Origin of the sequence: Saccharothrix carnea, assembly GCF_003014735.1 — a bacterium.
Taxonomy (GTDB): Bacteria; Actinomycetota; Actinomycetes; order Mycobacteriales; family Pseudonocardiaceae; genus Actinosynnema; species Actinosynnema carneum.
In genome coordinates this window covers 362,088-388,536 of the sequence record NZ_PYAX01000007.1, presented here as the reverse complement: position 1 = coordinate 388,536, position 26,449 = coordinate 362,088, and the positions used below count along the sequence as shown (strand labels likewise).

26 protein-coding genes are annotated in these 26,449 nt (G+C 71.3%); 10 read left to right on the top strand and 16 right to left on the bottom strand.

Annotated elements, in window-relative coordinates:
* Nucleotides 1-30: 30 nt before the first annotated feature.
* The 3 genes from B0I31_RS22860 to typA form a co-directional block, all read right to left on the bottom strand.
* Nucleotides 31-1,854, bottom strand: coding sequence for an ABC transporter family substrate-binding protein (locus B0I31_RS22860; RefSeq protein WP_106617560.1), 1,824 nt, complete (start codon nt 1,852-1,854; stop codon nt 31-33).
* A gap of 291 nt (nt 1,855-2,145) precedes the next feature.
* A complete protein-coding gene (locus B0I31_RS22855) occupies nt 2,146-3,816 on the bottom strand; it encodes an ABC transporter family substrate-binding protein (RefSeq protein ID WP_106617391.1) in 1,671 nt (556 codons plus the stop codon).
* 771 nt (nt 3,817-4,587) lie between these two features.
* On the bottom strand, nt 4,588-6,489 hold the full coding sequence (gene typA, locus B0I31_RS22850; protein WP_106617390.1) for a translational GTPase TypA: 1,902 nt from the start codon (nt 6,487-6,489) through the stop codon (nt 4,588-4,590).
* Nucleotides 6,490-6,636: 147 nt separating this feature from the next.
* Between typA and B0I31_RS22845 the strand changes: the two genes are divergently transcribed.
* The gene (locus tag B0I31_RS22845; RefSeq protein ID WP_106617389.1) at nt 6,637-6,825 is read left to right on the top strand and encodes a hypothetical protein; all 189 of its coding nucleotides are present in this window, start codon (nt 6,637-6,639) and stop codon (nt 6,823-6,825) included.
* A 49-nt stretch (nt 6,826-6,874) separates the two neighbouring features.
* Here B0I31_RS22845 and B0I31_RS22840 read toward each other — a convergent pair whose 3' ends face one another.
* A complete protein-coding gene (locus tag B0I31_RS22840; protein ID WP_106617388.1) occupies nt 6,875-7,174 on the bottom strand; it encodes a YciI family protein in 300 nt (99 codons plus the stop codon).
* Nucleotides 7,175-7,366: 192 nt separating this feature from the next.
* Here B0I31_RS22840 and trpS point away from each other — a divergent pair, with 192 nt between their 5' ends.
* The gene (gene trpS / locus B0I31_RS22835; RefSeq protein WP_106617387.1) at nt 7,367-8,332 is read left to right on the top strand and encodes a tryptophan--tRNA ligase; all 966 of its coding nucleotides are present in this window, start codon (nt 7,367-7,369) and stop codon (nt 8,330-8,332) included.
* Nucleotides 8,333-8,524: 192 nt separating this feature from the next.
* Here the strand turns inward: trpS and B0I31_RS42950 are convergent, their stop codons facing one another.
* From B0I31_RS42950 to B0I31_RS22820, 3 genes are read right to left on the bottom strand one after another with little or no spacing between them, the layout of a single operon-like run.
* Nucleotides 8,525-9,340: an NUDIX domain-containing protein gene (locus tag B0I31_RS42950; protein WP_106617386.1), complete on the bottom strand. Its 816-nt coding sequence runs from the start codon at nt 9,338-9,340 to the stop codon at nt 8,525-8,527.
* A gap of 23 nt (nt 9,341-9,363) precedes the next feature.
* Nucleotides 9,364-10,647 carry a sensor histidine kinase gene (locus B0I31_RS22825; protein WP_106617385.1) on the bottom strand — a complete coding sequence of 428 codons (1,284 nt, stop codon included), beginning with the start codon at nt 10,645-10,647 and terminating at the stop codon, nt 9,364-9,366.
* The gene (locus B0I31_RS22820) at nt 10,644-11,378 is read right to left on the bottom strand and encodes a response regulator transcription factor (protein ID WP_106617559.1); all 735 of its coding nucleotides are present in this window, start codon (nt 11,376-11,378) and stop codon (nt 10,644-10,646) included. Before B0I31_RS22820 ends, B0I31_RS22825 begins: the two co-directional genes overlap by 4 nt.
* A gap of 150 nt (nt 11,379-11,528) precedes the next feature.
* Between B0I31_RS22820 and B0I31_RS22815 the strand changes: the two genes are divergently transcribed.
* Genes B0I31_RS22815 through B0I31_RS22800 form a run of 4 tightly spaced genes read left to right on the top strand, consistent with a single transcriptional unit; the run spans nt 11,529 to nt 15,018 of the window.
* Nucleotides 11,529-12,665 carry a LolA family protein gene (locus B0I31_RS22815; protein WP_106617384.1) on the top strand — a complete coding sequence of 379 codons (1,137 nt, stop codon included), beginning with the start codon at nt 11,529-11,531 and terminating at the stop codon, nt 12,663-12,665.
* Complete coding sequence (locus B0I31_RS22810; protein WP_106617383.1) at nt 12,662-13,678, top strand: ABC transporter ATP-binding protein; 1,017 nt, start codon at nt 12,662-12,664, stop codon at nt 13,676-13,678. The genes B0I31_RS22815 and B0I31_RS22810 overlap by 4 nt, the downstream gene beginning before the upstream one ends.
* Nucleotides 13,675-14,508: an ABC transporter permease gene (locus B0I31_RS22805; protein ID WP_106617382.1), complete on the top strand. Its 834-nt coding sequence runs from the start codon at nt 13,675-13,677 to the stop codon at nt 14,506-14,508. The genes B0I31_RS22810 and B0I31_RS22805 overlap by 4 nt, the downstream gene beginning before the upstream one ends.
* Nucleotides 14,509-14,511: 3 nt before the next feature.
* Nucleotides 14,512-15,018: a GNAT family N-acetyltransferase gene (locus B0I31_RS22800; protein ID WP_106617381.1), complete on the top strand. Its 507-nt coding sequence runs from the start codon at nt 14,512-14,514 to the stop codon at nt 15,016-15,018.
* Here B0I31_RS22800 and B0I31_RS22795 read toward each other — a convergent pair.
* Genes B0I31_RS22795 through B0I31_RS22785 form a run of 3 tightly spaced genes read right to left on the bottom strand, consistent with a single transcriptional unit; the run spans nt 15,008 to nt 18,590 of the window.
* The gene (locus B0I31_RS22795) at nt 15,008-15,979 is read right to left on the bottom strand and encodes an ABC transporter ATP-binding protein (RefSeq protein WP_106617380.1); all 972 of its coding nucleotides are present in this window, start codon (nt 15,977-15,979) and stop codon (nt 15,008-15,010) included. The two genes, B0I31_RS22800 and B0I31_RS22795, sit on opposite strands and share 11 nt — an antisense overlap.
* Nucleotides 15,979-17,580, bottom strand: coding sequence for an ABC transporter permease (locus tag B0I31_RS22790; protein WP_425444386.1), 1,602 nt, complete (start codon nt 17,578-17,580; stop codon nt 15,979-15,981). Before B0I31_RS22790 ends, B0I31_RS22795 begins: the two co-directional genes overlap by 1 nt.
* Nucleotides 17,556-18,590 carry a thiamine ABC transporter substrate-binding protein gene (locus B0I31_RS22785; protein WP_106617379.1) on the bottom strand — a complete coding sequence of 345 codons (1,035 nt, stop codon included), beginning with the start codon at nt 18,588-18,590 and terminating at the stop codon, nt 17,556-17,558. The genes B0I31_RS22790 and B0I31_RS22785 overlap by 25 nt, the downstream gene beginning before the upstream one ends.
* A 137-nt stretch (nt 18,591-18,727) precedes the next feature.
* Between B0I31_RS22785 and B0I31_RS22780 the strand changes: the two genes are divergently transcribed.
* Nucleotides 18,728-19,027 (top strand): 4a-hydroxytetrahydrobiopterin dehydratase, encoded by a 300-nt coding sequence (locus tag B0I31_RS22780; protein WP_106617378.1) that lies wholly within the window; start codon nt 18,728-18,730, stop codon nt 19,025-19,027.
* Here the strand turns inward: B0I31_RS22780 and B0I31_RS22775 are convergent.
* On the bottom strand, nt 18,977-20,197 hold the full coding sequence (locus B0I31_RS22775; RefSeq protein WP_106617377.1) for a mannosyltransferase: 1,221 nt from the start codon (nt 20,195-20,197) through the stop codon (nt 18,977-18,979). The genes B0I31_RS22780 and B0I31_RS22775 overlap by 51 nt on opposite strands.
* 352 nt (nt 20,198-20,549) lie before the next feature.
* On the opposite strand from B0I31_RS22775, the gene B0I31_RS22770 reads away from it, so the two are divergent.
* The gene (locus B0I31_RS22770) at nt 20,550-21,125 is read left to right on the top strand and encodes a Uma2 family endonuclease (RefSeq protein WP_106617376.1); all 576 of its coding nucleotides are present in this window, start codon (nt 20,550-20,552) and stop codon (nt 21,123-21,125) included.
* On the opposite strand, the gene B0I31_RS22765 is transcribed toward B0I31_RS22770, so the two are convergent.
* From B0I31_RS22765 to ychF, 3 genes are read right to left on the bottom strand one after another with little or no spacing between them, the layout of a single operon-like run.
* On the bottom strand, nt 21,109-21,495 hold the full coding sequence (locus B0I31_RS22765) for a type II toxin-antitoxin system death-on-curing family toxin (RefSeq protein WP_106617375.1): 387 nt from the start codon (nt 21,493-21,495) through the stop codon (nt 21,109-21,111). The genes B0I31_RS22770 and B0I31_RS22765 overlap by 17 nt on opposite strands.
* Entirely contained in the window at nt 21,492-21,695 is a 204-nt protein-coding gene (locus B0I31_RS22760; RefSeq protein WP_106617557.1) for a CopG family transcriptional regulator, read from the bottom strand. Before B0I31_RS22760 ends, B0I31_RS22765 begins: the two co-directional genes overlap by 4 nt.
* 30 nt (nt 21,696-21,725) lie before the next feature.
* Complete coding sequence (gene ychF, locus B0I31_RS22755) at nt 21,726-22,805, bottom strand: redox-regulated ATPase YchF (protein ID WP_106617374.1); 1,080 nt, start codon at nt 22,803-22,805, stop codon at nt 21,726-21,728.
* Nucleotides 22,806-22,885: 80 nt separating this feature from the next.
* On the opposite strand from ychF, the gene B0I31_RS22750 reads away from it, so the two are divergent.
* Nucleotides 22,886-24,154: a DNA-3-methyladenine glycosylase 2 family protein gene (locus tag B0I31_RS22750; RefSeq protein WP_106617556.1), complete on the top strand. Its 1,269-nt coding sequence runs from the start codon at nt 22,886-22,888 to the stop codon at nt 24,152-24,154.
* Entirely contained in the window at nt 24,151-24,648 is a 498-nt protein-coding gene (locus B0I31_RS22745) for a methylated-DNA--[protein]-cysteine S-methyltransferase (RefSeq protein ID WP_106617373.1), read from the top strand. Before B0I31_RS22750 ends, B0I31_RS22745 begins: the two co-directional genes overlap by 4 nt.
* Before the next feature lie 37 nt (nt 24,649-24,685).
* Here the strand turns inward: B0I31_RS22745 and B0I31_RS22740 are convergent, their stop codons facing one another.
* Nucleotides 24,686-25,453 (bottom strand): DUF6542 domain-containing protein, encoded by a 768-nt coding sequence (locus tag B0I31_RS22740; RefSeq protein WP_146173911.1) that lies wholly within the window; start codon nt 25,451-25,453, stop codon nt 24,686-24,688.
* A gap of 37 nt (nt 25,454-25,490) precedes the next feature.
* Nucleotides 25,491-26,429, bottom strand: a complete 939-nt coding sequence (locus B0I31_RS22735; RefSeq protein WP_106617371.1) for a DNA recombination protein RmuC — start codon at nt 26,427-26,429, stop codon at nt 25,491-25,493.
* Nucleotides 26,430-26,449 lie beyond the last annotated feature (20 nt).

The window sequence follows — 26,449 nt, the reverse complement described above, 5'->3', positions numbered from 1 at the left end:
TATCTGTCTGGACTCACGAGCCCGGCGTTGTTACTTCTTCTGCCAGGCGTAGACGTTCCAGGTCACACCGCCGCCGACACCGATGTACGAAATCGGGCCGATGTCCGCGCTCGACGCCGCGAAGTCGGTCAGCTGGAACAGCGGGATGCTGTGCAGGTCGTCCCGCATGATCTTGTCGGCTTCGTTCATCATGGTGATGCGCTTCTGGTAGTCCAGCTCGCCGTTCGCGGCTGCCCACTTCTCCGTCAGAGCGGCGGAGTCGTAGTTGTTGTAGTTGCCGGAACCACCCTTGGCCTTCTGCGCGTAGTTGCCGTACGCACCGGCCTTCAGCGGCTGGCCGACCCACGCGAACAGCGCGGCGTCGAACTCGCTGGCCGGGAGGCGCTTGTCGTTGAAGTCCGCCGCCTGGTCGGCGACGATCTCGATACCGGCCTGCTTGCACTTGTCCTGCAGGATCCGGACCGTGTCCGAACGACGCTGGACGATCTTGTGGCCCAGCTTGAACGACGCGCGGAACTCGCCCTTGGTGTAGATGCCGTCGGCGCCCTGCTTCCAGCCGCCGTCCTCGAGGGTCTTCTTGGCCGCGGCGACGTCACCCTTGCCGACATCGCCGTAGTGGTCCTCGTAGCCGACCTCGTTGGGCTGGAACGTCAGGCTGCCCAGCGGCTTGGCGTTCGGGTCGACGTCCGCGATCAGCTTCTCGACCAGGGACTCGCGGTCGAAGCACTGGGCGATCGCCAGGCGCAGGTCCTTGTTCTCCTTGAACAGCGGGCGCGCCATGTTGAAGTCGACGTGCTCGTAGGTCTGGCCACCGGCCGCGTAGACCTCGAACGCGCTGTCGCCGCGCAGCTGCTGGGCGACCGCGGGGTCGGCCTGCGGCGCGATGACCTGGACTTCCTTGTTCTGCAGCTGCTGGGCCGCGGACTGGGCGTCCGTGTTCGTCTTCAGGATGACCTTGGACGGGCCACCGGGGTTGCCCCACCACTTCGGGTTGCGCTCGAGGACCGTCTGGTCCTTGAGGTCCGAGGAGGTGATGGTGTACGGGCCACCGGAGAGGGCGACCGCCGCGTCGAAGCCCAGCCAGCCCGTGGTGTAGAACTCGGCGACCTTCTTGACCGTCTCGTCGTTCTGCGACGGCGCCACCTTGGTGATGTCCGAGACGCCGGTCTTCTGCTCCAGGACGTGCGCCGGCAGCAGGCTGTCGCTACCCGGCTGCGAGAACAGGCCGCGGTAGTCCGCGAACGCCTTGTCCTTGAAGAACGTCGTGGTGATGGTCTTGTCGCCGTCCGAGCACTCGAGCTTCTCGATGTTCTCGTAGCCCGTGGGCGACGAGTCGAAGATCGAGGCCTCTTCGCCGCTCTCGCTCTTCGTGGTGGCCTTGCTCGTGGCCGCCAGCCACTTCAGGTGGAAGTCGTCGCAGTCGATGGCCTCGCCATCGGACCAGACGGCGGCCTTCTGCACCTTCCACTCGATCGTCTGCGGGTCGCTCGACGTGACCTTGATGGACTCCATCAGGTCACCGTCGATCTTGATGACGACCTTGCCGTCGACCAGCTCGGTGACGTAGGGCGAGGGCTGCACGTTGGACAGCGCGATGGTGCTGGAGAAGTTGTTCGTCGCGCCGATGTTGTTGTTGTAGTTGTGGAAGCCCTCTTCCACGGCGACCGCGATCTCGCCGATGTCCTCTACCTTCGGACGCTTCAGCAGCTCGTCCTGACCACCGATCGAACCGGGGTCGAGGTCCTGCGGCCCGCCTTGGTCGCCGCTGCCCGAGCCGCCGCCGCCACACGCGCTCAGCACGAGCGCGGCTCCGGTCAACAGCGCAAGCGCCGAGACAGCCTTTGATCTCCTCATCGACACGTGCCCTCCTAGCACTGGGTTGGAGCGACCGTTTGGGCCGACTTCCACCCATAACCGTGATGTGCCAAACGCGCCCCGAACCGACACACCGTTGCAGCACGATAAGAACCCGTGCGCGGCACGGTCACTGCCCATCGGCCGATCGTGACCAAAGGGTGACACGTTGGTCGCAGCACGCAACTCTGTCGTTACCGGGCGGGAGCGTTCGTTAACCGGACGACGGGAATACTGTCAATACTGCGCCTCGAACGCATCTTGAAGCCAGTGTTTCGTCCGAGTCAACGGTCAACGATCTTCACGGCGCCAGGTGCGCGCGGTGCTCAGCGGACCGGCGAACGGAGCACCGGCGGTGACGTTGCGGGCCTCCGGTAGGACCACCAACAGGTCCGCTACCTGGAACAACGGCAGCGAGACGGCCTGCTGCCAGAGCACCGGCTCGATGGTCTCCAGCGCGTCGGCGAGCAGCACCTGGCCGCTGAGGGCCTGTTCGATCACCGGTTGGACCGCTTGGTCGCAGAAACCGGACAGATTCGCCGGAATGGGTGTACCGCCGTCGTCCGGCGACGGGCGGCAGCCGAATGTGGATGCCAGAACGGCCGCGGAATCGCCGGTGTCGACCTGCGGCACGACGGCAATGTCCACGGGCTCATTGGAAGCGGCGGTATCCGACAGATCTTGGCCGAACAACTGATTGGGCTGCGTTGTCAGGACGCGTGCGGCGATTCCGGACAATGACAGTTGACGCTGAACGCGGTTCGCGACGGTCACGTACGGCTCCATCCCGGCCGGTGCGGCGATGGTCAACTCCAGCGGCTTCCCCTCCCGTCCCCACTGTCCGTTCTCCGGACGGGTGTAACCCGCTTGGGTGAGCAGTTGCGCGGGGTCACCGGCCTTGGGGGGCATGGTCGGGGTGTAGCCGGGCTTGCTCGGGGGGATCACCTGGGCGTCCGCGCGGAGGTTCTCGCTGGGGCCGCTGCGGGAGCCGGCGTCGATCAGGTCGTCGCGGTCGAGCAGGTTCAGCACGGCGGTGCGGACGCGGACGTCCTGCATGCGCGGCGAGGCGGGGCGCAGCAGCAGTTGGACGACTTCCGCGCGGGGGACGACGACGCTGGTGAGCGGCGTGGTCTTGGCCAGTTCGGCGATGTCCTTGGTCGCGATGGCGTCCGCGCGGAGGAGGGCGACCTGGTCGTCGCCGGTGTTCAGCGCCTCGATCGTGTCGTGCTGGCTCGCGCGGCGCAGGACCAGCCGGTCGAGTGCCGGCGGTGCCTCCCAGAAGCGGTCGCTGCGCTCGAGGATGATCTCGCCGCGCGGCTGGTCGAGCGTGCGGACCGCGAACGGCCCGGCGGTGGCCGGGAAGCTGTCCGCGAGCGCCGCGCCCCACCCGCCGGGGGCGTCTTTGAGCAGGTGGGCGGGCAGGAGGTTGCGGAACAGGCTGCGCCAGCCGGGGTAGGGCTTGGTGAACACCACCTCGACCACCTTGCCGCCCTCGCGGCTGGTGATGTCGTCGATCAGCCGGTACCCGGCCGGGTCGACCACCCCGGGCTCCTCCCGCATCCGCTGCCAGAGGTACACGAAGTCCTCCGCCGCGACCGGCGCCGAGTCCGACCAGCTGGCATCACGCCGCAACGTGTAGGTAACCGTGTACGGGTCCGCGCTGCTCACCTCGGCACTCACCAGGAGGTCCAGGTCGAGCCGCGGACTGCCGTCCGCGTCGGTCCGGAAGGTCGAGGGCAGCAACAGCGCCGCGAGCGCCGTCGTGACCGTGCTCTGGCTGGCCAGCGTGTGCGGGTTGTAGCCGCCCTTGACGTCATCCACCCCGACGACGACCTCGTTCTGCTTCTCCTTCGGGACGACCGTCATCCCCGGCGTCGAAGGCACCAGGGGCGGCGGTGGCGTAGCCGTGCAACCGGCCAGCGCAAGCGCAGCCAACACCGCAAGAACCCTTCGCGTCCCCATGGGTACGAGCGTGCCAGACGACGCTGACAGTTGACGCCCAACCCCACGACTCCCACCCCAACGACACCCCACCCACTCCGGCCCTCTGTCCACCGGGCCCCTTCACCACCCCTCCCCTCGCCACCCCATCCCTCGCCACCTCGCCCCTGGCCACCCACGCCCTCGCCACCGCACGCAACCACCCACCGCCGGCCGCCGGTCCCCAGCCGGTCGCTATCCGTGGGCGCGGGCCGAGCCGTGTGCGCGGGGCGGGCAGCGCGCACGGGGCCAGCGGTGTCCACGGGGCGGCCGGGGCGCGGGCGGTCGACGGCGCGGGCGGCGGTTCGCGGCCGGCGGCGTGCGCGGGCCGGGCAGCGTGCGCGGGCCGGGCAGCGTGCCGGGCGGGCGGTGTGCGCGGGGCCAGCGGTGTGCACGCGGCACGGGTGGTCGGCGGGTGGCGGTTTGCGGCGGGGGTGGTTTCGGGGAGGCGGGACCGTTGTGGTCCGGGAGGGGTGGTGGTGGTCGGGGCGTCGGATGGGCGGCGAGGGGGTGGCGGGAGTGGGGGGTGGCCAGGTGGTGGGTGGTCGGGAGGGGTTCGGGTCGGGGGTCGGGGCGGTCGGTCGGTTTCCTCATGTTCCAACCGAGGGGTGGTAACAGTGTTTCCGTACATTTTTGGCCTATGTTCACCCGATCGTGTTTGGCGGACACGGGGACGGTGGCCAAAGCGACGGGCACCCCAGGGCCGGAGCCCTGGGGTGCCCGTTGGCAGACCCTATATATAAGGAGAAGCGGTCAGCCGCGCAACTTGTTGCGGCTGCGCTCGCGGCCGCGCTGGTTGGCGTCCAGGATCACCTTGCGCACCCGCACGACCTCCGGCGCGACCTCGACGCACTCGTCGGCGGCGCAGAACTCCAGCGCCTCCTCCAACGACAGCTTCCGCGGCCGGGCCAGGGTCTCCATCACGTCGGCGGTCGACGTGCGCATGTTCGTCAGCTTCTTCTCACGGCACACGTTGACGTCGAGGTCCTCGGCACGCGGGTTCTCGCCGACGACCATGCCCTCGTACGCCTCGGCACCGGGCTCCACGAAGAACGTGCCCCGGTCGGCCAGCTGGATCATCGCGTACGCGGTGATCTGGCCGGACCGGTCGGCGACGAGCGAGCCGTTGTGCCTGGTCCGGATCTCGCCGGCCCACGGGCCGTAGCCCTCGGACACCGCGTTCGCGATACCGGTGCCGCGCGTCTCGGTCAGGAACTCGGTGCGGAAGCCGATGAGGCCGCGCGACGGCACGACGTACTCCAGCTTGATCCGCCCCGAACCGTGGCCGGACATGTTCTCCATCCGACCCTTGCGGTTGGCCAGCAGCTGGGTGATGGCACCCAGGTGCTCCTCCGGCGCGTCGATCGTCAACCGCTCGAACGGCTCGTGCAGCTTGCCGTCGATGGTCTTGGTGACGACCTGCGGCTTGCCGACGGTCAGCTCGAAGCCTTCCCGCTTCATCTGCTCGACCAGGATGGCCAGCGCCAGCTCACCGCGGCCCTGCACCTCCCAGGTGTCGGGGCGCTCGGTGGGCAGCACGCGCACCGACACGTTGCCGACCAGCTCCGAGTCCAACCGGGCCTTGAGCACCCGCGCGGTCAGCTTGGTGCCGCCGCCGCGACCGGCCAGCGGCGAGGTGTTCACGCCGATCGTCATCGAGATCGCGGGCTCGTCGACGGTGATCCGCGGCAGCGGCTCGGGGTTGTCGACGTCGGCGAGCGTGTCGCCGATGGTGATGTCCGGGATGCCGGCGATGGCGACCAGGTCACCCGCCCGCGCCTGCTCGGCGGGCACGCGGTCGAGCGCCTCGGTGATCAGCAGCTCGGTGATGCGGACCTTCTGGATGGAGCCGTCCTCGCGGCACCACGCCACGGTCTCACCCTTGCGGATGCGACCGGCCTCGATGCGGCACAGCGCGATGCGGCCCAGGAACGACGACGCGTCGAGGTTCGTCACCAGCGCGCGCAGCGGCGCGTCCGCGTCACCCATCGGGGCCGGGATGTGCTTGAACAGGACCTCGAACAGCACGTCGAGGTTCTCCTCGTCGGGCAGGCCGCCGTCCTCGGGCTGGTTGAGCGAGGCCCGGCCGGCACGCGCGGAGGCGTAGACGACGGGCAGGTCGAGCACCGAGTCGTCGGCGCCGACCTCGCTGGCCAGGTCGAGCAGCAGGTCGTGCGCTTCCTCGACGACCTCGGAGATCCGGGCGTCGGGGCGGTCGACCTTGTTCACCACGAGGATCACCGGCAGGCCGGCGGCCAGCGTCTTGCGCAGCACGAACCGGGTCTGCGGCAGCGGGCCCTCGGAGGCGTCCACCAGCAGCACGACGCCGTCGACCATGGACAGGCCGCGCTCGACCTCACCGCCGAAGTCGGCGTGGCCGGGGGTGTCGACCACGTTGATGGTGACGGGACCGTCGGGCGTGTGGCGGCGCACGGCGGTGTTCTTGGCGAGGATCGTGATGCCCTTCTCGCGCTCCAGCTCGCCCGAGTCCATGACCCGGTCGACGAGCTCGGCTCGCTCGGAGAAGGCGCCGGACTGGCGGAGCATGGCGTCGACGAGGGTCGTCTTGCCGTGGTCAACGTGCGCGACGATCGCGACGTTGCGCAGGTCGTTGCGGACCAGCGTTTCCTTGATCGACGCGGTGGCCGTGGGCACGCGGAACTCCTAGAGCTGTTTGTGCGAGGGAAGCCAGGCGCCGGACGTTGGATCGCGCGCAGCCTGAGTACAGCTTACCGGTCGGGCCGCCATTACCACACAGGTACGGCAGGTGAGGTCAGCCTCACCTACTCTGAGGACACCCGGATGAGTGGAGCACGTCGCGTGGGCAAGGTCAAGGTGAAGAAGAAGTGCTGCCGGTCGACGCCGAGGTGCAAGAGCTGTCCGGTGGTCGTGCTGCTCAAGGCTCGGGAGAAGGCCGCGAAGAAGGCGGCCAAGCAGGAGCGCAAGGCGGCGAAGGCCGGGAAGAAGGGCAAGAAGAAGGCGGCCGCGTGAGGGCCACCGCCCGGCCGACGCCGGGTGGGACGCGGTCCGTGCCCGCGGGCTAGCCCATCGCCGCTTCGTTCACCCTGGCCAGCTCGGGTGCCGTCCGGGTGGCCTGGAACTCCACCACCTGGTACTTCGCCAGCTTGCGGATGGCGAACGGGTCGGTGGCCAGCAGCGCGTCCAGCTTCCCGCGCACCATCGGCCGGGCGATGATCACGCCGCCCACGCGGGGCACCTGACGGCCCGAGGCCAGGAAGTGCCCGGCCTCGTACTGCTTCTTCAGCCACTCCACGTGGTCCGGGAGGGCGTAGTCGACCTCGTCCAGCGGTGCGGTGTACTCCAGCAGCACGACGTACATGGGAGAAATGTAGACTCGTGACGCAGCCGGGCAACACGCTAGGATCACGGGTATGCGCACTCTTCACACGTTCTGGTGGTCCGCCTTCCGGCGGCCCTGAGAACTGCGCGTCCAGACGAACGCAGGCCGCCCGCTGGGGCGGCCTTCGTGCTTTCGGGGGCCCGTCGAGCGGGCACACCCGAAGGGATCACCATGATCAGGCTGTCCGCGATCACCCCGTCCGGCCCCGTCCAGCTGGGCAACTACCTCGGCGCGATCAGGCGGTGGGCCGCCGAGGGCACCGAAGAGGACGTCTACTTCATCAGCGACCTGCACGCGATGACGACGTCCCACAACCCGTCACGATTGCGGTCGTTGACCCGGGAGCAGTTGGCGGTGCTCATCGCCGCCGGCGTGGACCCGCGGTCGGTGGCCGTGCAGTCCGACCTGGTCCGCGAGCTGGGTGCGTTGACGTGGGTGCTGGAGTGCACCTGCACGTACGGCGAGGCGGCGCGGATGATCCAGTTCAAGGAGAAGTCGGCGGGCCGGTCGTCGGTCCGGTTGAGCCTGCTCACGTACCCGGTGCTGATGGCGGCCGACATCCTGCTGCAAGGTGCGCACGAGGTGCCGGTGGGTGACGACCAGCGGCAGCACGTGGAGCTGGCGCGGGTGCTGGCGCGTCGCTTCAACGGCACGTACGGCGAGGTGTTCGTGATGCCGCGGTCGGTCGTGGCGCCGACCGCGGCACGGGTGCGGGACCTGGCGGATCCGTCGCGGAAGATGGCCAAGTCGGCGAAGGACGCGGCGGGCACGGTGTTCGTGCTCGACCCGCCTGACCTGGTGCGGCGCAAGATCCGGCGTGCGGTGACCGACGACCTGGGCGTGGTGCGTTACGCGCCGGAGGAGCAGCCGGGGGTGGCGAACCTGCTGGAGATCCTGGCGGCGTGCACGGGGAAGGACCCGGAGGGGCTGGCGGGTTCGGTGCAGGACTACGCGGAGTTGAAGGAGGCCGCGGCGGACGCGGTGATCGAGGAGCTGCGGCCCGTGCGCGAGGTGACGCAGGGCCTGCTGGACGACCCGGCCGAACTGGACCGGGCCCGTGCCCACGGCGCCGAACGCTCCCGTGAACGCTGCACCCACCGCCTCGACGCCGCCCTCCGCATGTCCGGCCTGGGCTGACCCCCGCGAGTCGAACCTCCAGGTCCCGCGTGTCCCACGTTCAGAACGCGCGTGTCCTACGTTCGCGTACCCCGAGTTGAACATTCAGGACAAGATCCACTGTTCTGAGTGTTCAACTCGGGTGTTCTGAACGTAGGACACGGTGGACGCGAACGTAGGACACGCGGGACCTGAGTGTTCGACTCGCGGGGGTTAGGGAAGGAGGGGGCGGAGGGTGGGTAGGAGGACGCGGTCGGCTGGGAGCCAGTCGACGGTGGTCAGGTCGGTGGAGGTCAGCCAGCGGACGGCTTGGTGGTCGGTGGGGGTCGGGGTGCCGGAGACCAGGGTGGCGGTGTAGGCGCGGAGGAGGAGGTCGGGGCGCAGGGGGATGTCCGGGCCGATCTGGGCGCCGGGGGTGACGGTGACGCCCAGCTCCTCGGCGCACTCGCGGATCACGGCGGCGTGGTCGGTCTCGTCCGGTTCGACGCGGCCGCCCGGGAGTTCCCACTTGCCGGCGGCTTCGGGCGGGTAGCTGCGCTGCTGGGCCAGGAGCAGGCCGTTGTGGATGATCGCGGCACCTACCACTACGCGTGCGCTGAGCAGGTCGACGCTGCGGGCGGACACGGCGGCGGCGCGCGCTTCGAGCACCTTCAGGGCCAGGCCGCGGCCCACGAGCACGTCGGCCAGGCGTCCGAACGGGCCGCCGGGGCTGGACCACTCGACGGAATCGACCACCATCGTGCCGCCACCGGTGTGCAGCAGGTCCGTGACCAGCGAGAACCGCGGCAACGGCCCGCCGACCAGCTCCGCCGACACCCCGGTGGTGTCGGCCCGCGTCACGACCAGCGTCCCGTTCACCGGCCCCACGGACCCGGCCAGCGAAGCGCCCTCGAACAGCACCGGCGCACCGCCCGTGATCCGCACGCCGAGCCCGCGCACGGCCCGGGCCAGCAGTCGGGCGTCCAGCAGCGCGGCGGCGACGGTCCGCAGCGGGGCGTCGACGAGGGTGGTGTTTCTCAACGCGGGCACGGTCGCACATCTTGTCAGCAAGGTCACCGGTAGAGCGGCCAGCGCACCTCCAGCCGGGCGCCGCCCTCGGGCGACTCCCCCGCCCGGATCGTCCCCCGGCGACGACGGACCAGGTGGGCCACGAGGGCGAGTCCCAGCCCGAACCCGCCGGTGGCCCGTCCCCGGTCGGATTCGACCCGGTAGAAGCGGTCGAACACCTTGTCCCGGTGTTCCTCGGGGATGCCGTGCCCGTCGTCGTCCACCAGCAACCGCACCTCGCGCGCGGCCGGCAGCACGGAGATCCGGATGAACGTGCGGGCGTAACGGGCGGCGTTGCGCAGCAGGTTGTCCAGCACCAGCTCGACCTCGGTGCCCGCGGCGGAGATCAGGCACGCGCTCATCGGCGCGGCCAGCTGCACCAGCAGGTCCGTCTCACCCAGCCGGTCCACCGCCGCCTGCGCCTGCAGCACCAGGTCGACGGGTTCGGCGCGGGGCAGCTCCCCGGTGTCCGCCCGCGCCAGGATCAGCAGCGCGTCGACCAGCGCGGACAGCCGTTCGGACTCCTCCACCACCGATTCCAGCACCTCGATGGAGAAGTCCGGGTCGGGGTGCGCCACCGCGACCTCGGCCTGCGCCCGCACGGACGTCACGGGCGACCGCAGCTCGTGCGCCGCGTCACCGGTGAACCTGCGCAGCCGTTCGGTGGCTTCGTCACGCCGGGCGAGCAGGGCGTTCAACGCCTCCGCCAGCGCCTGCAGCTCGTCCCGCGCGGCCGGCACGGGCAGGCGTTGCCCGCGCGGCAGTTCCGCCGCGGCCACCCGCATCCGCTCCACGGGCCGCAACGACGACCGCACGGCCAGCCACGTCGCGATCCCCACCAAGCCCGCGACCAGCACCGCGGCCACGGCGAGCCACCGCGTGCCCAGCCGGTTGGCCTCGCGGTAGCCGACCAGGGTGTCACCGGCGACGTGCAGCTCGGGCGTGCCGTCCCCGGCGAACACGACCCGGCCGATCCACCGGTGCGCGCTGGGCCCGTCGATCCGCAGCACGGGTTCGCCGGACTTGAGCGCCCGGATCTCGGCCGCGGTCAGGGCGGGCCGCGGCCCGCCGTCGAGCGGGTTGCCGGCGGTGTCGAGCACGCGCGCGTTGCCCGCCTTGGCCAGCTCCGAGTCCACCGCGCTTACCTGCACCAACCCGATCAGCTGCGGGGCGAGGAGGGTGAACGCGAGCAGGCACAGCAGGGCCACGCCGGTCGCCACGACGGTGATCCGGAACCGCAGCCTCCGCCGCAGCCACCACCGGCGCGGCCACCACCGGCGCAGGTTCACCTGCGCCTGGTCCCCGCCGTCGTGCCCGCCGCGCCCAGCGCCGCGTCGAGGTCGGGCGTGGACGCCAGGTAACCGTGGCCGCGCACGGTGCGCACGACCTCGCCCGCACCCATCGCGTCGAGCTTGCGCCGCAGGTAGCCGACGTACACCTCGACCGCGTTGCGGGTGGCGGCCTGCTCGTCGCCCCACACCGTGCGCAGCAGTTCGTCCTTCGTCACCACGGATCCGGCACGGCTGGCCAGCACGTCCAGCACGGCGTACTCGCGCGGTGACAGCGACACCGGCTCACCTGCCCAGCTCACCTCGCGCAGGGCCCGGTCCACCACGAGCTCGCCGAGCTTGAGCCTGCGCCGCGCCAGGTCGGCGGAGTTGCGCCGCAGCAACGCCCGGACCTGCGCCACGAGCACCACGAACGAGAACGGCTTCACCAGGTAGCCGTCAGCGCCGAGGTCGAGGCCGTCAGCCTGGTCCACCTCGCCGTCCTTGGCCGACACCATCAGCACGGGCGTCCGCACGCCCTCGGCGCGCATCCGCTGCAGCACCCGGTAGCCGGACAGGCCGGGCAGCATGATGTCCAGCAGCACCACGTCGAACGCGCCGGTCAGCGCCACCCGCAGGGCGTTGGGGCCGTCCGCGGCCGTCACCACCTCCATGCCCTCCGCGGACAGGCCGCGTTCCAACGCCCGTCGCACGCCGATCTCGTCGTCCACAACCAGCACCCGTGGTCTCACGCCCACAGCATGCCCCGTGAGGAGGACAATCGGCGCGGGATCTCAGTCCGCTCTCAGGCTCCGGGCGGCTCTCAGCCCCATCTCAGCGCGGGCGGAGGAAGGTCTGTGGTGTCGGGTCGCAAGGGGCTGCCCGGCAGGAGGAGGGGACACATGAACCGGAGAAGGGTGACCGTCGTGGCGGCGGCGGTAGGCGTGGTCGCCGGTGCGACCGGGCTGGGTCTGCTCGCGATGCCCGCCGGCGCGGGACCCGCACCGGTGCTGCCGGACGTGAGCGCCGAGGCACTGGTGGAGTCGGTGCTCAACGCGAAGCCGGCCGCGTTCGGCGGCACCGTGGACGTGGACAACGACCTGGGCATCCCGGCGATCGGTGGCGTGCCGCAGCTGTCCGACGGCGCCAGCAACCTGCGGATCTGGACCGATGGCGCGGGCAAGCTGCGGGTGCAGCTGCCCAGCGGCGACTCCGAGCGCACGTTCGTCGACGACGGGCAGACCGCGTGGATGTGGGACTCGGCCGAGCAGACCGTGACCAAGATGCCGCACGGTTCGTTCGAGCACGGCGAGCCGGACCTCAGCGGTGAGCCGAAGGCCGCGCCGACCGACCCGGTGACGTTGTCGCGGCAGGTGGTGGCGGCGATCCAGGAGTACAGCGACGTCACCGTCGACGGCACCGCGCGGGTGGCGAACCGGCCGGTGTACGAGCTGGTGCTGACGCCGAAGCCGACCGAGAAGACGGTGCTGCGCGAGGTGCGCGTCGCGGTCGACGCGGAGCTGCGGGTGCCGCTGCGGGTGGCCGTGCTGACCAACGGCACGGACGCGCCGGCCGCGCAGGTCGGGTTCTCCGAGCTGAACGTCGGCCCGCAGGACGCGTCGCTGTTCGCGTTCACCCCGCCCGCGGGGGCGAAGGTGACCGAGCCTGAGGTCGAGAAGCCGTCCGCGGAGGACAAGGCGGCCGCCGAGCAGGCGTTCACCGAGGCGAACCCGCAGGTCATCGGCGAGGGCTGGGACGTCGTGCTGGCCGCGCGGGTGCCTCAGGACGCGTTGACGGGGCTGGCCGACCTGCAGCAGCAGGGTCAGCGCGAGGGCCGTTGGCAGGAGCACGGCCAGGGCGAGGACGTCGACGTGCAGGGCCTGATCAAGCAGCTGGGCAAGCAGGTCAGCGGCGCCTGGGGTTCGGGCACGCTCATCACCACGCGGGTCGGTGGCGTGCTGATCGCCGACGACGGCCGGGTGGCCGCGGGCGCGGTGCCGGAGCAGGTGCTGGTGGACGCGATCGGTCAGGTCAAGTGACCTCGTCGACCAGCGCGCGGGTGGAGCCGGTGACGACCACCGGCTCCACCCCGGTCCTCGCGGCCCGGACGCGGGGACTGCGCAAGGTGTACGGGCGCACGGTCGCGGTGGACCGGGTGGACCTCGACGTGCCGCGGGGGGCGGTGCTCGGGATGCTCGGGCCGAACGGGTCGGGCAAGACCACCACGATCCGCATGCTGCTCGGGCTCGTGCGACCGACCGAGGGGGAGGTCGAACTGCTGGGCAAGGCGTTGCCGGACGGTGTCGCGGAAGCGCTGCCGCACGTGGGCGCGCTGGTCGAGGGTCCGGGGTTCCACCCGTTCCTGTCGGGTCGGGAGAACCTGCGTCGGGCGGCGGCGTTCGAGCCGCTGCTGGCCACGGGTGACATCAGGCAGGCGGTCGAGGACGCCTTGGAGCGGGTCGGCCTCGCCGCCGCCGCGCACCGGCGCTACCGGGGTTACTCGCTGGGCATGAAGCAGCGGCTGGGGTTGGCCGCGGCGCTGCTGGTGAAGCGGAAGCTGATCGTGCTGGACGAGCCGACCAACGGCCTCGACCCGGCGGGCACGCGCGAGGTGCGCAAGGTGATCGCGGACCTGCACGAGGCGGGCAGCACGGTCGTCGTGTCGTCGCACCTGCTCAGCGAGATCGAGGCGATCTGCACGCACGTGGCCGTGCTGCACCGGGGAACCGTGGTGGCGCAAGGGGAACTGGCCGAGTTGCTGCACGCGGACAGCAGTTCGCTGCTGGTCGTCACGCCGGACGTGGACGACGCGCTGAACGCGTTGCGCGCCGGTCGGATCTCGGCGCGGCCGATCGAGGAGGGTGTGCGGGTCGAGCTCATCGGCACGACGGCGCCCGCGGTGCTGGAGACGTTGGTGCGGGCGGGGGTCGCGGTGCACGAGGCGCGTCGCCACCGCACCGGCCTGGAGGACCTGTTCGCCCGGCTCACCGAGGCCGAGGAGTCCGAGCACAACCTGTCCGCGGTGGACACGATCGAGGAGGGTGCGCGATGAGCGCGCTGGTCGCCACGCGCGCTCCGCTGGGCAGGCAACTGCGCTCGGAGCTGCGCTGGATCCTGCGCCGGCCGCGGACGGTGATCGGGCTGGCGTCGCTGTGCCTGGTGCCGATCCTGGCCGGCATCGGGCTGTGGTTCGCGGTGGACGGTGAGGGGCCCGCCGGTCCCGGGTTGGCCGCGATCATCTCGGGCAACGGCCTGGTGCTGCCGGTGTTCACGCTGTTCCTGGCGCTGCCGCTGCTGCTGCCGCTGGTGGGTGCGATCTGGGCGGCGGACGGGCTGGCCGGTGAGGCGCAGCACGGCACGCTGCGCGGGTTGATGATCTCGCCGGTGGGCCGGATCCGGCTGCTGGGGATCAAGGCGTTCGGCGTGGCCACGATGACGTTGTTCGCGGTGACGCTGATCGCGTTCGTGGGCGCGATCACGGGTGTGGTGCTGTTCGGCGGCGAGGGGATGCTGACGCTGTCGGGGTCCACGCTGTCGTTCGGGGCGGCGCTGGGGCGGATCGTGCTGACGATCCTGCTGGTCACCGTGCAGGTGTGGGGTGTGGCGGCGGTCGCGCTGGCGATCTCGGCGTGCACCGAGCACCCGCTGGTGGTGATGGCGGCGACGATGGCCGGCGTGATCGTGTTCGCGGTGCTGGGCGTGTTCAGCGCGTTGGACTGGCTGCACCCGTACCTCATCACGTCCGCTTGGGAGGGCCTGGTCGACGTGATGCGCGACCCGTTGCCGACCGAGGGGCTGTGGCGCAGCACGGCGCTGGCCGCGTGCTACATCGTGATCGGGATGTCGTTGGCGGCGATGCGGTTGGCGACCAAGGACAATTAGCCGGTGGAGACCGACCGACTGGTGTTGCGCGGGTTCGAAGAGTCCGATGTGGACGATGTGGCGCGGCTGCTGGGCGAGGCCCGGGTGATGCGGTACATCGAGGACGGCAAGCCGGTGTCGCGGGCCGACGTGGAGCGGGTCGTGCTGCCCAAGCTGCTCGGTGGCGGCTGGTGGGCCGCGCACCTGAAGGAGTCGGGGGACTTCGTCGGGTGGTTCGAGCTGAGCGCGGTGGAGCCGGGTGTGGCCGAGCTGGGGTACCGGTTGCACCCGGACCACTGGGGCCGCGGGTACGCGACGGAGGGCGCGGCGGCGCTGGTGGAGCACGGGCGCGCGGTCGGGTTGACCCGGGTCGTGGCGTACGCGATGACGGTGAACGCCGGGTCGCGGCGGGTGCTGGAGAAGGTCGGGCTGCGGTACGTGCGGACGTTCCACGAGGAGTGGCCCGACTACATCGAGGGCGCCGAGCACGGGGACGTGGAGTACGAGCTCGTGCTGCAGCTCAGCCGATGACCGCGACGCCGTCGTGGTCCACGGCCAGGGTGACCCGGTCGCCGGGTGACGGTGGTTCGGCGACCGGGGCCACGGCCTCGAAGTCCTCGCCGGCCAGCCGCACGAGCAGCCGCACGTGGTCGCGGCGGTGGACGCGTTCCAGCACCTCCGCCTCGATCGGGCCGGTGGGGTCGGTGCGCAGCGCCGTCGCACGCAGGCCGACCCGTGCGCGCACGCCCACCAGGCGTTCGGCGGCGTCGGGGGCCAGGACCTTGCCGCAGCCCAGGAACCGGGCGGTGTCCACATCGGTCGGTTTGCGCCACACTTCGGTCGGCACGCCGACCTGCACGATCCGGCCCGCGCGCATCACCGCCACCCGGTCGGCCAGCGTGAACGCCTCGTCGTGGTCGTGCGTCACCACCAGCGCGGTCGCGCCCGCCTCGCGCAGCAACCGGGCCAGGTCCAGCGCCAGCTGCTCGCGCAACGCCCGGTCCAGCGCGGACAGCGGTTCGTCCAGCAGGAGCAGCTTCGGGCGGGGCGCGAGGGCACGGGCCAGCGCGACCCGCTGCTGCTCGCCGCCGGACAGCTCGGTCACCCGGCGGGAGTGGTAGCCGGCCAGGCCGACCAGGTCCAGCAGCTCGGTGACGCGCTTCGCCCGCGCCTCGCGCTCCACCCGGCCCATCCGCAGGCCGAACGCCACGTTGCCCGCCACGTCCCGGTGCGGGAACAGCTGGCCGTCCTGGAACACCAGGCCGAAACCGCGGCGGTGCACGGGTGTCCCGGCCAGGTCCGCGCCGTCCCACGACACCGTGCCCGCGGTGGCCGGTTCCAGGCCGGCCACGGCGCGCAGCAGCGTCGACTTGCCGCACCCGGACGGACCCAGCAGCGCCACCACCTCGCCGTCCGCGATCGTCAAGTCCACTCCGGACACCGCGGTGACCGGACCGTAGGCCACGGTCAGCCCGTCGAGGTGCAACGACATCAGAACTCCCCGCCGCTCGGCACGCGCAACCGCTCGATCAGCAGCACGGCCACCGTGGTCACCACCATCAGCAACGCGCACGCCGCATAAGCCATCTGGCTGTTCACCTCGCCCGGCCGCGACATCAGCCGCGCGATCACCACCGGCAGCGTCGGCGCGTCCGGCCTGGCCAGGAAGCTCGTCGCGCCGAACTCGCCCAGCGCCACCACGAACCCGAACCCGGCCGCCGCCACCAGCGACCGCGCCGCCAACGGGAAGTCGACCTCGCGCCACACCCGCCAGGGGCTCGCGCCCAACGTCGCCGCCGCCTGCCGCAGCCGTTCGTCCACCGCGCGCAGCACCGGCAGCACGATCCGCACGATCAGCGGCGTCACCACCAGCGCCTGCGCCAGCGGCACCAGCAGCGGCGAGGTGCGGAAATCGCCCGGCAGGGCGTCCATCGTGACCAGGTAGCCGAAGCCGAGCGTCACCGCGGACACCCCCAGCGGCAGCATCAGCGCCGTGTCCAGGGTCTCCGCGAACCACGACCCGTGCCGCCGCAGGCCCACCAGGACCACCGCGGACGTCACGCCGACCAGCAGCGCGACCGCGGTGGCGTCGGTGGCCACCCGCACGGAGTTCAGCGCCGCGTCCAACCCGGACACGGCCAGCGTGCCGCGCTCCCCCGTGCCCGTCAGCGCCGCGTACCCGGCGAGGCTCCAGCCGTCGTCGGTGGCCAGGGACCTGGCGATCAGGCCGACGACGGGCGCGAGCAGCGCCGCCACCACCAGCCACGCCGCCACGACCACGCCCCACTCGCCGCCGGTGGGCCGACGCGGTGGCTCGATCCGCAGCGGCAGTGCCTTCTCCCGGCGGCGACGCGCCAGACCGCCGACGACCAGCACCGCGATCACGGCGACGAACTGCAGCAACGACAGCGCGGCCGCGCCCGACAGGTCGAACAGCTCCACCGTGCGCAGGTAGATCTCGGTCTCCAACGTGCGGTGGCGCGCACCGCCGAGGACCAGCACCACGCCGAAGCTGGTGGCGCAGAACAGGAACACCACCGACGCCGCCGACCCGATCGCCGGCGCCAACGACGGCAGCACCACGGAGGTGAACGCGCGGACGCGGGACGCGCCCAGTGCCCGTGCCGCGTCCTCCGCCCGCCGGTCGACCCGGGCCCACAGGCCGCCGACCGTGCGGGCGACCACGGCGACGTTGAAGAACGCGTTGGCCAGCACGATCGGCAGCACACCGCCGTCCGGCCACAACGCCCGGAACGCCAACCCCACCACCACGGTCGGCAGCACGAACGGCACCATCACCGCCGCCCGCACCAGACCCGTGCCCCGCACCCGGCAGCGGGCCAGCAGGAACGCCACCGGCAGGCCCGTGACCAGCGCCAACGCCGTCGCCGCGGCGGCCTGGCCGAGGGTGAACGCGACCAGGTCCCACGTGTCGGCGCGGGCCAGGACCGGCAGCACGCCGCCCTCGCCCAGGCCGAGGCCGACGATCGCCAGCACCGGCCACGCGAAGAACACCCCCAGGAACGCCAGGGGCAGCAGGGCGGCGAGCGACCAGGCCAGGCGGGGACTCAGCCCTGCACCAACGTGCGCCACTGCTGCACCCAGCGCTCGCGGTTCGCGTCGACCTCGGCGGCGGGCAGCGACCGCGCGGTGGCGGGCAGCGGCGCGGCCTTCGTCCACGCCTCGGGCAGCGCGACACCCTCGCGTGACGGGTAGACGTACATCTGGCCCGGCACGTCGGCCTGCACCTGCTCGCCCAGCAGGAAGTCCACGACCTTCTTCGCGTCCTCGGTGTTCTTCGCGCCGTTCAGCACGCCCGCGTACTCGACCTGCCGGTAGCACGTGTCCAGCAGCGCCTTGGTGCGCGGCGTGCCGTCGTCACCGATCTCCGCCGAGGGCGAGGAGGCGTAGGACACCACGATCGGGCGCGGCCCCTTGCCGCTGGAACCGGAGAAGTCCTGGGTGTAGGCCTCCTCCCAGCCGCTGACGACCTTCACGCCGTTGGCCTTGAGCTGACCCCAGTAGTCCGTCCAGTTCTGCTCGCCGAACTGCGCGATCGTGCCGAGCAGGAACGCCAGGCCAGGCGAGGACGTCGCCGGGTCCTCGACCACCAGCATGTCCTTGTACTTCGGGTCGGCCAGGTCGGCGTACTGCTTGGGCTCGCCGATGTCCTCGAACGCCGCGATGTCGATGTTCAGGCACACGTCGCCGACGTCCACGGCGTGCAGCCGGTTCGGCGGGTCGAGCTGGTAGCGCTGCGCGCCCTTGGTCGCCTCGGCGCTCGCGTACTCGGCGAACACCCCCTCCTTCAGGGCACGGGAGGCGAACGTGGAGTCCACGCCGAACGCGACGTCCCCGATCGGGGCGTCCTTGGTCAGGACCAGCTTGTTCGTCATCTCACCGGCGTCACCGCTCGCCAGCGGCTTGATCGTGATGCCGGTGTCGGCCTTGAACCGCTCCAGCAGCGCCGGGGTGAGCGCGAACGAGTCGTGCGTCACCAGCGTGACGACCCGCTCCCCCGCCGGCGGCGCGTCGGACGTGGTCACCGAACAGGCCGTGAGCAGCGCGAACGCGGTCACGGCGGGCAGCACTCGTCGGAACATCATCTCTCCCTACACCGGCATGACCCGGATCAGGTGTGGACGGTCGAAGGCTCGCGCGCCTTCCTCTCAGCCCGGCGCAGCACCGGACTCCCGTGGCGAACGCGCAGCTTACCCCGCGCGGTGGGACGATCGGGGCCATGGCCGAGCTGCTGACCGACGACCAGGTGACCGCCGCGCTGACCTCGCTGCCCTCGTGGCAGGCCCAGGACGCCGCGCTGGTGCGCACGGTGGAGCTGGAGAGCTTCGCCCAGGCGCTGCAGGTGGTGAACCGGGTCGCGGAGATCGCCGAGAACGACAACCACCACCCCGACATCGACATCCGCTGGCGCACGCTCACGTTCCGCTGCCGCACGCACTCCAGCGGCGGGATCACGGCGCTGGACGTGTCACTCGCGGAGGAGATCGACGGGGTGCTCGACGTCTTCCGCGGCCGGTGACCGCTCGCGCGTGCGCTGCCGCAGCACCACCGTGATCGTGACTAGCGTGAGCACGCCCACCGCCGGGTAGACCCAGCCCAGCACCGACTGGTGCCACGGGCGCGGGATGACCCAGATCGACGGCTGCACCTTGAGCAGGAACGAGATCAGGTAGCTGCCGATGGCCACGATCCACGCGGTGGCCGTGATGGTCGCCAACCGGTGCTCGGCCGCGTAGACCAGCCACATCAGCGCGGGCACCGCCCACACCCAGTGGTGGCTCCACGAGATCGGCGAGACGAGCAGGCCGAGGAACTGCACCGCCACGATCATCGCCAACGTGTCCTTGGCCTTCAGCGACGCGTGCAGCGCGAACCCGGCCAGCACGGCGGCGACCACCACGGCGCCGATGAACAGCGGCCCCGTGCCGATGTCGTACCCGACCGTGCGGGACAGCGCGCCGCGCAGCGACTGGTTGATCGCCGAGGCGACCGGGCCGACGCGGGAGGCGTCACCGAGCAGGTGGAACCAGTACTCGTTCGACAGGCGGGGCGAGACCGCGTAGGCCACCGCGACCGTGCCGAAGAACGCGGCGATCGACCACACCGCCGCCTTGTACCGGCGGTGGAGCAGGAAGTAGAGGCCGGAGATGGCGGGCGTGAGCTTCAACCCGGCCGCGATCCCGACGCCCGCGCCCTGCTTCCAGCTCCGGGCGCTGACCATCGTGCCGAGCAGCAGGGCCGCCAGGACCAGGTTGATCTGGCCGTAGTTGAGCGTGGTGCGCACCGGCTCGACCCAGACGAACAGGCCCGTCCACAGCATCGCGCGGCGCGGGTCGTTGCTGCCGACGAGCTGGAGGGACTTGCGGGTGACGAACCAGAGGCAGGCCAGGCAGGCCAGCTGCCAGACCCAGCGGGCGACGCCCCACGGCACCCACGACAGCGGCACGAAGACCAGTGCCGAGAAAGGTGGGTAGGTGAACGGCAGGGCGAACTGGTCGGAGAACTCCTTCAGCCGCCACTCGTAGAGCAGGCCGGTGAACAGCTCGGGTGAGGCGTTCCGGTAGACCATCAGGTCCACCATGGTCATCTTCGTCTGGAACGCCACCATCGCCAGGTGCCCGAGCAGGGACGCGCCCAGGATCCAGGGCGCGATGGCCAGCACCCGACCTTCAAGTGTGCGCAGTCCCACTGCCCTTACCTCCACGATCGTGTGAATTACACGACTGTCGGGCCACGAAACCGGGTACCCGGACGTCAAGACGAGTGGGAGATCAACGCAAGGGGAATCTACGCATGACCACCGACATCGTCGTGTTCACCGTCTCGGCACTGGGCATGCTGGCCACCGCGGGGGGCGTCTTCGCCCTGGCCCGCCACAGCCGCAACCAGGTGCGCTGACGCCTGCAGCACAGTACCTCGGGGCGGTGCGCCCAACGCACCGCCCCGAGGTACGTCCAGGGACCACCGGCCCACAACCACCCACCGCCCACGCCATCGTGCGACTACCCGGGCGACACTCCCGCCACTAGCGTTCGCGAGCCATGGACGGCTTGCCTGACTGGATGTGCCCGCCACGCGAGGAAGGTTGGTTCGCGGAGGACCTGGATCAGCTGATCGACGCGCCCCGCCACACGGAGCTGATCGACGGAGCACTCGTCTTCCGGATGTTCCCGCAGCGGTTGTGGCACAACCGCGTCCGCACCGATCTCGCCCGCGCCGTCGACGACCAGGCGCCTGACGGCGTCGACGTGGTGCAGGGCATGACCATCCGACTCGACGCCCGCAACCGCCCCGAAGCCGACATCATCGTGACGTCGGCCCCCTTCGACCCGGACCAGACGTGGTTCGAGCCGGGCGACGTTCCGCTGGTGGCCGAAGTCGTCTCACGCGAATCCGCGTTCCGCGACCGCACGGTCAAGCTCCGCAAGTACGCCGCTGCGAGGATCCAGCACTATTGGCTGGTCGATGACGGGGCCGTCGGCCCCGTCGTGCACGTCTACGAGCTGGACGAGCCGTCCAAGGCTTACGTCGCCACGGGCATCTTCCGCGACTCGCTGAACGTCACCGTGCCGTTCGAGATCGACATCGACCTCGCCGAGCTCATCCCGCGTCAGTGATCGGGCGGGTCCAGCTGCCCAGCCGCTCCGCCGCCTCCGCGTAGTGGATCGCGCCGGTGGCCAGCGCGATCACCAAGTCGTACGCGTCGTCCTCGGGCGCGTCCAGGTCGAACCCGTTCAACCCGTAGAAGACGAACGCGGACATCCACCCCAGCCGCTTGTTCCCGTCGACCAGCGGGTGGTTGCGCAGGATCGACTCCATCAGCACGGCGGCCTTCTCGTCCAGGCTGCCGTAGGCGTCCTGCCCCATCAACGACGACCGGGGCCGATGCGCGGCCGAGTCCAGCAGTCCCAGGTCACGCACCTTGGGCACGCCGAGGTCGTCGGCGAGCGCCAGCAGGTCCTCCAGCGTCAAGTACTCCGGGTTCACTGCGCGAGCCGGTCGAGCAACGCCGCGTACCGCTCCCGGCCGTCACGGGAGAGCGCGCGGACGCGGTCCTCCTTGACCCGCCGTGCGGCGACGTCGGTGATCGCACGCACCGCGGCCTCGTGCTTGCTCACCCCGTCGACCTCCGCGAGCAGGGCGAGCGCGCGCTCCTGCTCGTCGGTCAGCCGCAACGTCATCGCCATGCCGACCATGCTACCAAAGTGGTAGCAAGATCAGACGTTGAAGCGGAACTCCACGACGTCGCCATCGGCCATCACGTAGTCCTTGCCCTCCATGCGGACCTTGCCGGCGGCTTTCGCGGCGGCCATGGAGCCCGCCTCCACCAGGTCGTCGAACGAGACCACCTCGGCCTTGATGAAACCGCGCTCGAAGTCCGTGTGGATCACGCCGGCCGCCTGCGGTGCGGTGGCGCCGTTGGGGATGGTCCAGGCCCGGGATTCCTTCGGGCCGGCGGTCAGGTAGGTCTGCAGGCCCAGGGTGTGGAAGCCGGCCCTCGCCAGCGCGTGCAGGCCCGGCTCGTGCTGGCCGATCGACTCCAGCAGCTCGCGGGCGGACTCCTCGTCCAGCTCCAGCAGCTCCGCCTCGACCTTGGCGTCGAGGAACACCGCGTCCGCGGGCGCCACCATCTCGCGCAGCTCCTTGAGCTTCGCCTCGTCGGTGAGCACGGCCTCGTCGGCGTTGAACACGTACAGGAACGGCTTGGCCGTGAGCAGGCTCAGCTCGCGCAGCAGCGAACCGTCCACTTCGGACTGCGCAGCGAACAGCGTGCGCCCTCCGTCGAGGATCTCGCGCGCCTTCTGCGCCGCCTCCAGCGCCGGACGGCGGTCCTTCTGCGTGCGGGCTTCCTTCTCCAGCCTCGACACGGCCTTCTCCAACGTCTGGAGGTCGGCCAGGATCAGCTCGGTGTTGATCGTCTCGATGTCGGACGCCGGGTCGACGCGGCCGTCGACGTGCACCACGTCGGAGTCGTCGAACACCCGGATGACCTGGCAGATCGCGTTGGCCTCGCGGATGTTGGCGAGGAACTTGTTCCCCAGCCCGGCGCCTTCGGACGCCCCCTTCACGATGCCCGCGATGTCGACGAACGACACCACCGCCGGCACCTCGCGCTCGGAGCCGAAGATCTCCGCCAACTTCCCGAGGCGGGCATCCGGCAGCGGCACCACGCCGACGTTCGGCTCGATGGTCGCGAACGGGTAGTTCGCCGCCAGCACGTCGTTGCGCGTGAGGGCGTTGAACAGGGTGGACTTGCCGACGTTGGGCAGGCCGACGATGCCGAGGGTCAAACTCACGGTGGGTGAGTCTACGCGCCCCCAACGCCGTGTCCGATTCCCGCGAGACCGGACGTGTTCGCGCTGGCAGAGTGGACGCCATGCTCCTCGACGACGAACGCGCCTACCGGGCCGTCGCCGCCCGCGACGCCCGGTTCGACGGGTGCTTCATCCTCGCGGTGCGCACGACCCGCATCTACTGCCGGCCGTCCTGCCCCGCGGTGACGCCGAAGCGCCGCAACGCCGAGTTCTACCCGACCGCGGCGGCCGCCCAGTCCGCCGGCTACCGGGCGTGCCGGCGCTGCCTGCCCGACGCCGTGCCCGGCTCGCCGGAGTGGAACCTCCGCGCCGACCTGGCCGCCCGCGCCATGCGCCTGATCTCGGACGGCGTGGTGGAACGGGAGGGCGTGCCGGGCCTGGCGGCACGGCTCGGCTACTCGGAACGCCACCTGACCCGCGTGCTGACCGCCGAACTGGGCGCCGGACCGCTGGCGCTGGCCCGTGCCCACCGCGCGCATTCCGCGAGGTTGCTGATCGAAACGACGGACCTGTCGTTCGCCGACATCGCGTTCGCGGCGGGTTTCGCCAGCGTGCGGCAGTTCAACGACACGATCCGGGCGGTGTTCGCGGCCACGCCCTCGGCGATGCGCTCGACCCGTTCGGCGACCACCACGGCGGGACGCATCACGCTGCGCCTGCCGTACCGGCCGCCGTTCGACGCGGCGGGCCTGCTGGCGTACTTCCGGGCGCACGCGGTCCCGGGCGTGGAGCACGTGACGGACCACGGCTACGCCCGGTCGCTGCGGCTGCCGCACGGCCAGGCGACCGTGCTGCTGGAACCGGCGACGGGGTACGTGTCGTGCTCGCTGCGGCTGACCGACCTGCGTGACCTGGGCAGCGCGGTGAGCCGGGTGCGGCGGCTGCTGGACCTGGACGCCGACCCGGTGGCCGTGGACGACTTCCTGGCCTCCGACCCGGCGTTGCGCCCGTCTGTCCTGGCCCGGCCGGGCGTGCGGCTGCCGGGCAGCGTCGACGGCGCGGAAACCCTGCTCAGGGCACTCGGCCACGACGCGCCGGGCGAGCCGTTGGAGCAGCCTGACGGGCCGGTGACGCACCTGTACCCGGCGCCGTCCGCGATCGACTCGCCGGTGGCGCGGGCCTTGGCGGACGGCACGCTGCGGGTCGACGTCGGCCGTGACGCGGACGAGCTGCACGCCGAGCTGTCGGCGTTCCCCGGCATCGGCCCGCAGGTCGCCTCGTACGTGGTGATGCGCGTGCTCGGCGCCCCTGACATCCCTTTGACCAGCGACAACATCGCGTGGCGCCCGTGGCGCTCGTACGCCGCGATGCACTTGAGGAGGACCGCGTGAGCACCGGCCACGTGTCGACCATCGACACCCCGATCAGCCCTTTCACCGCCGTCGTCGCCATGGACGGCGCCGTCCTGGCCAGCGGGTGGACCGCCGACGTGGACGACCTGCTCCCGCAGGTGTCGCCGTCACTGCGGCCGAAGACCCTCGCGCACCACCGTGACCTGGGCGCCGTGACCAGGGCCGTCCGCGCCTACCACGCCGGTGACGTGGACGCGATCACCGGCATCCCGGTCCGCCAGCGCGGCGGCGAGTTCATGGAGCGGGCGTGGGAGGCGCTGCGCACCGTCCCGGCGGGCGAGCCGGTCAGCTACGCCGACCACGCCGCCCTGTCCGGTCGACCGTCCGCCATCCGCGCCGCCGCCACCGCGTGCGCCCGCAACGCGGCGACCTTGTTCGTGCCGTGCCACCGGGTGATCCGCACGGGCGGCGCCATCGGCAACTTCCGCTGGGGGGCCGACGTGAAGCGGTGGCTGCTGGCCCACGAGTCCTGACGTGCCGCACGCAGCCCGACGCGGCTCCGTTCGGCGATCAGTCGTCGTCGCGTGGACGGCGGCGGGGTGGGCGGCCGCCTTCGCGAGGTGGGGCGGGACGGCGGGGGCGGTCCGGGGTGCCGGCCGGGGGGCGGGGGCGCTTGGGGCGGTCCTCGTCGGCGGTCGGGCCCGGGCGGCGGCGGTCGGACGGGGGGTCGGAGCGGTCCGAGCGGGGGCGCTTGCGGGGGCGGTCGTCGGGCTGGGGCTGGTCGGCGCGGTCGGCGGCGCGGTCGGGGCGGCGGGGTTGGTCCGGTTTGCGGCGGGCCTCGCGCTTCTCGTCCTTGGTCAGCCGGTTCGGGTCCTTCTGGGTCGACACGCGCACGATGCCGATGATCACCGTGCACGCCGTCGTGATCGCCATCGCCGGGAAACCGTCGATCAGCGGCTTGCCCAGCGTGAGACCGATCGAGGCCAGCCCGCCGGTGCTGGGCATGCCCTGCGTCATCACCACCAGGATCGGCACGACGATCGCCAGCACCAGCGGCGGCTGGACGATCGGGCCGAACATCGAGCGCCGCTCGACGAACACCACCGCGCCCACGCAGCCCACGAAGAACGTGATGGCGAACACCCAGCCGACGGTCTTCGCGGCCGAGTTGACGTCGACGAACGTCCCCACGACGGCTACCACGAACGTCCCGAGCACAGCCGCCCACCAGGGCAGACCCCGGAAGCTGCCGAACATGGCGCGGTCGTTCCAGCGGACGGCGCTGTACTCGTCGTCCTCCGGCTCGCTGCGCGAGTCGTCACGCATTGCAGCGGTCACGCACACTCCTCGTTCGGCTCAGTCCCGACACACTCTATTACGCCTCCCGGGCGTCCAAGGGTGCACCGGGGCCGGCCTCGTCCGTCCGCCTCACCAGCGGCAGGGGTGTGACGTCGGACGACGCGTTGCTCAACGGCTCGACCGCCGCCCGGAATCCCTCCAACGCGTCCAGCTCGCGCCGCCGCGCGGACAGGAACCGCTGCAGGTGCGTGCTCGACAGGTTCACCGCGTCGACGGCCGAGTCCGCGGCCCGGTGCGCGCGCGACGCCGCGGCCCTGACCTGCTCGACGTCGTCGGCCAGCGCACGGTCGGTCACCGCGAACATCGCCGCCGACGCGATCACCGCGAACCCGGTCGGCCCGCACAGGAACACCCGCCGGTCCAGCAGCCACCGCAGCAGCTCGGGGTCGGTGTCCAGGGCCGCAACCACCGCGCCGTCGTTCGGCACGAACATGATCGTGCCGTAGATGGCGTCGGCCCACCGCTGGTAACCCTTGCCGGCCAGCTCCGCGGCACGCGCCCGGATGTTGCGCACGTGCACGCGCAACGCGTCCACCCGCTCCGCCGCGTTGTCGGTCTCCACCGCCTCGGCCCACGTCGCCATGCTCATCTTCGCGTCCACCGGCACCCGCCGCCCGCCGCCGACGTTGAGCACCAGGTCTGGCCGCACCGACCCGCCGCCGGCGACGTCCACCTGCAGGTCGAAGTGGATGCCTTCACGCAGGCCGAGCACCCGCGCCGTCTCCACCAGCACCTTCTCGCCGAGCTCGCCGCGTCCGCTGACCGAGGAGAACGCCACCTCGTAGCGCTGCAACGCCGCCCACTGCGCGTCGCCGCGTTCCCGTTCGGCTGCCACCGCGGCCAGCGCGGCGTCGGTGCGCCGCACGCTGTCCTGGTAGAGCCGCCACAGGAACACGAGCGCGCCCGCGAGCAGGAGCGCCACGACCACCGCCGCCGTGCTGAGGACCGCTGTCATGACCCGATCATCGCGCACAC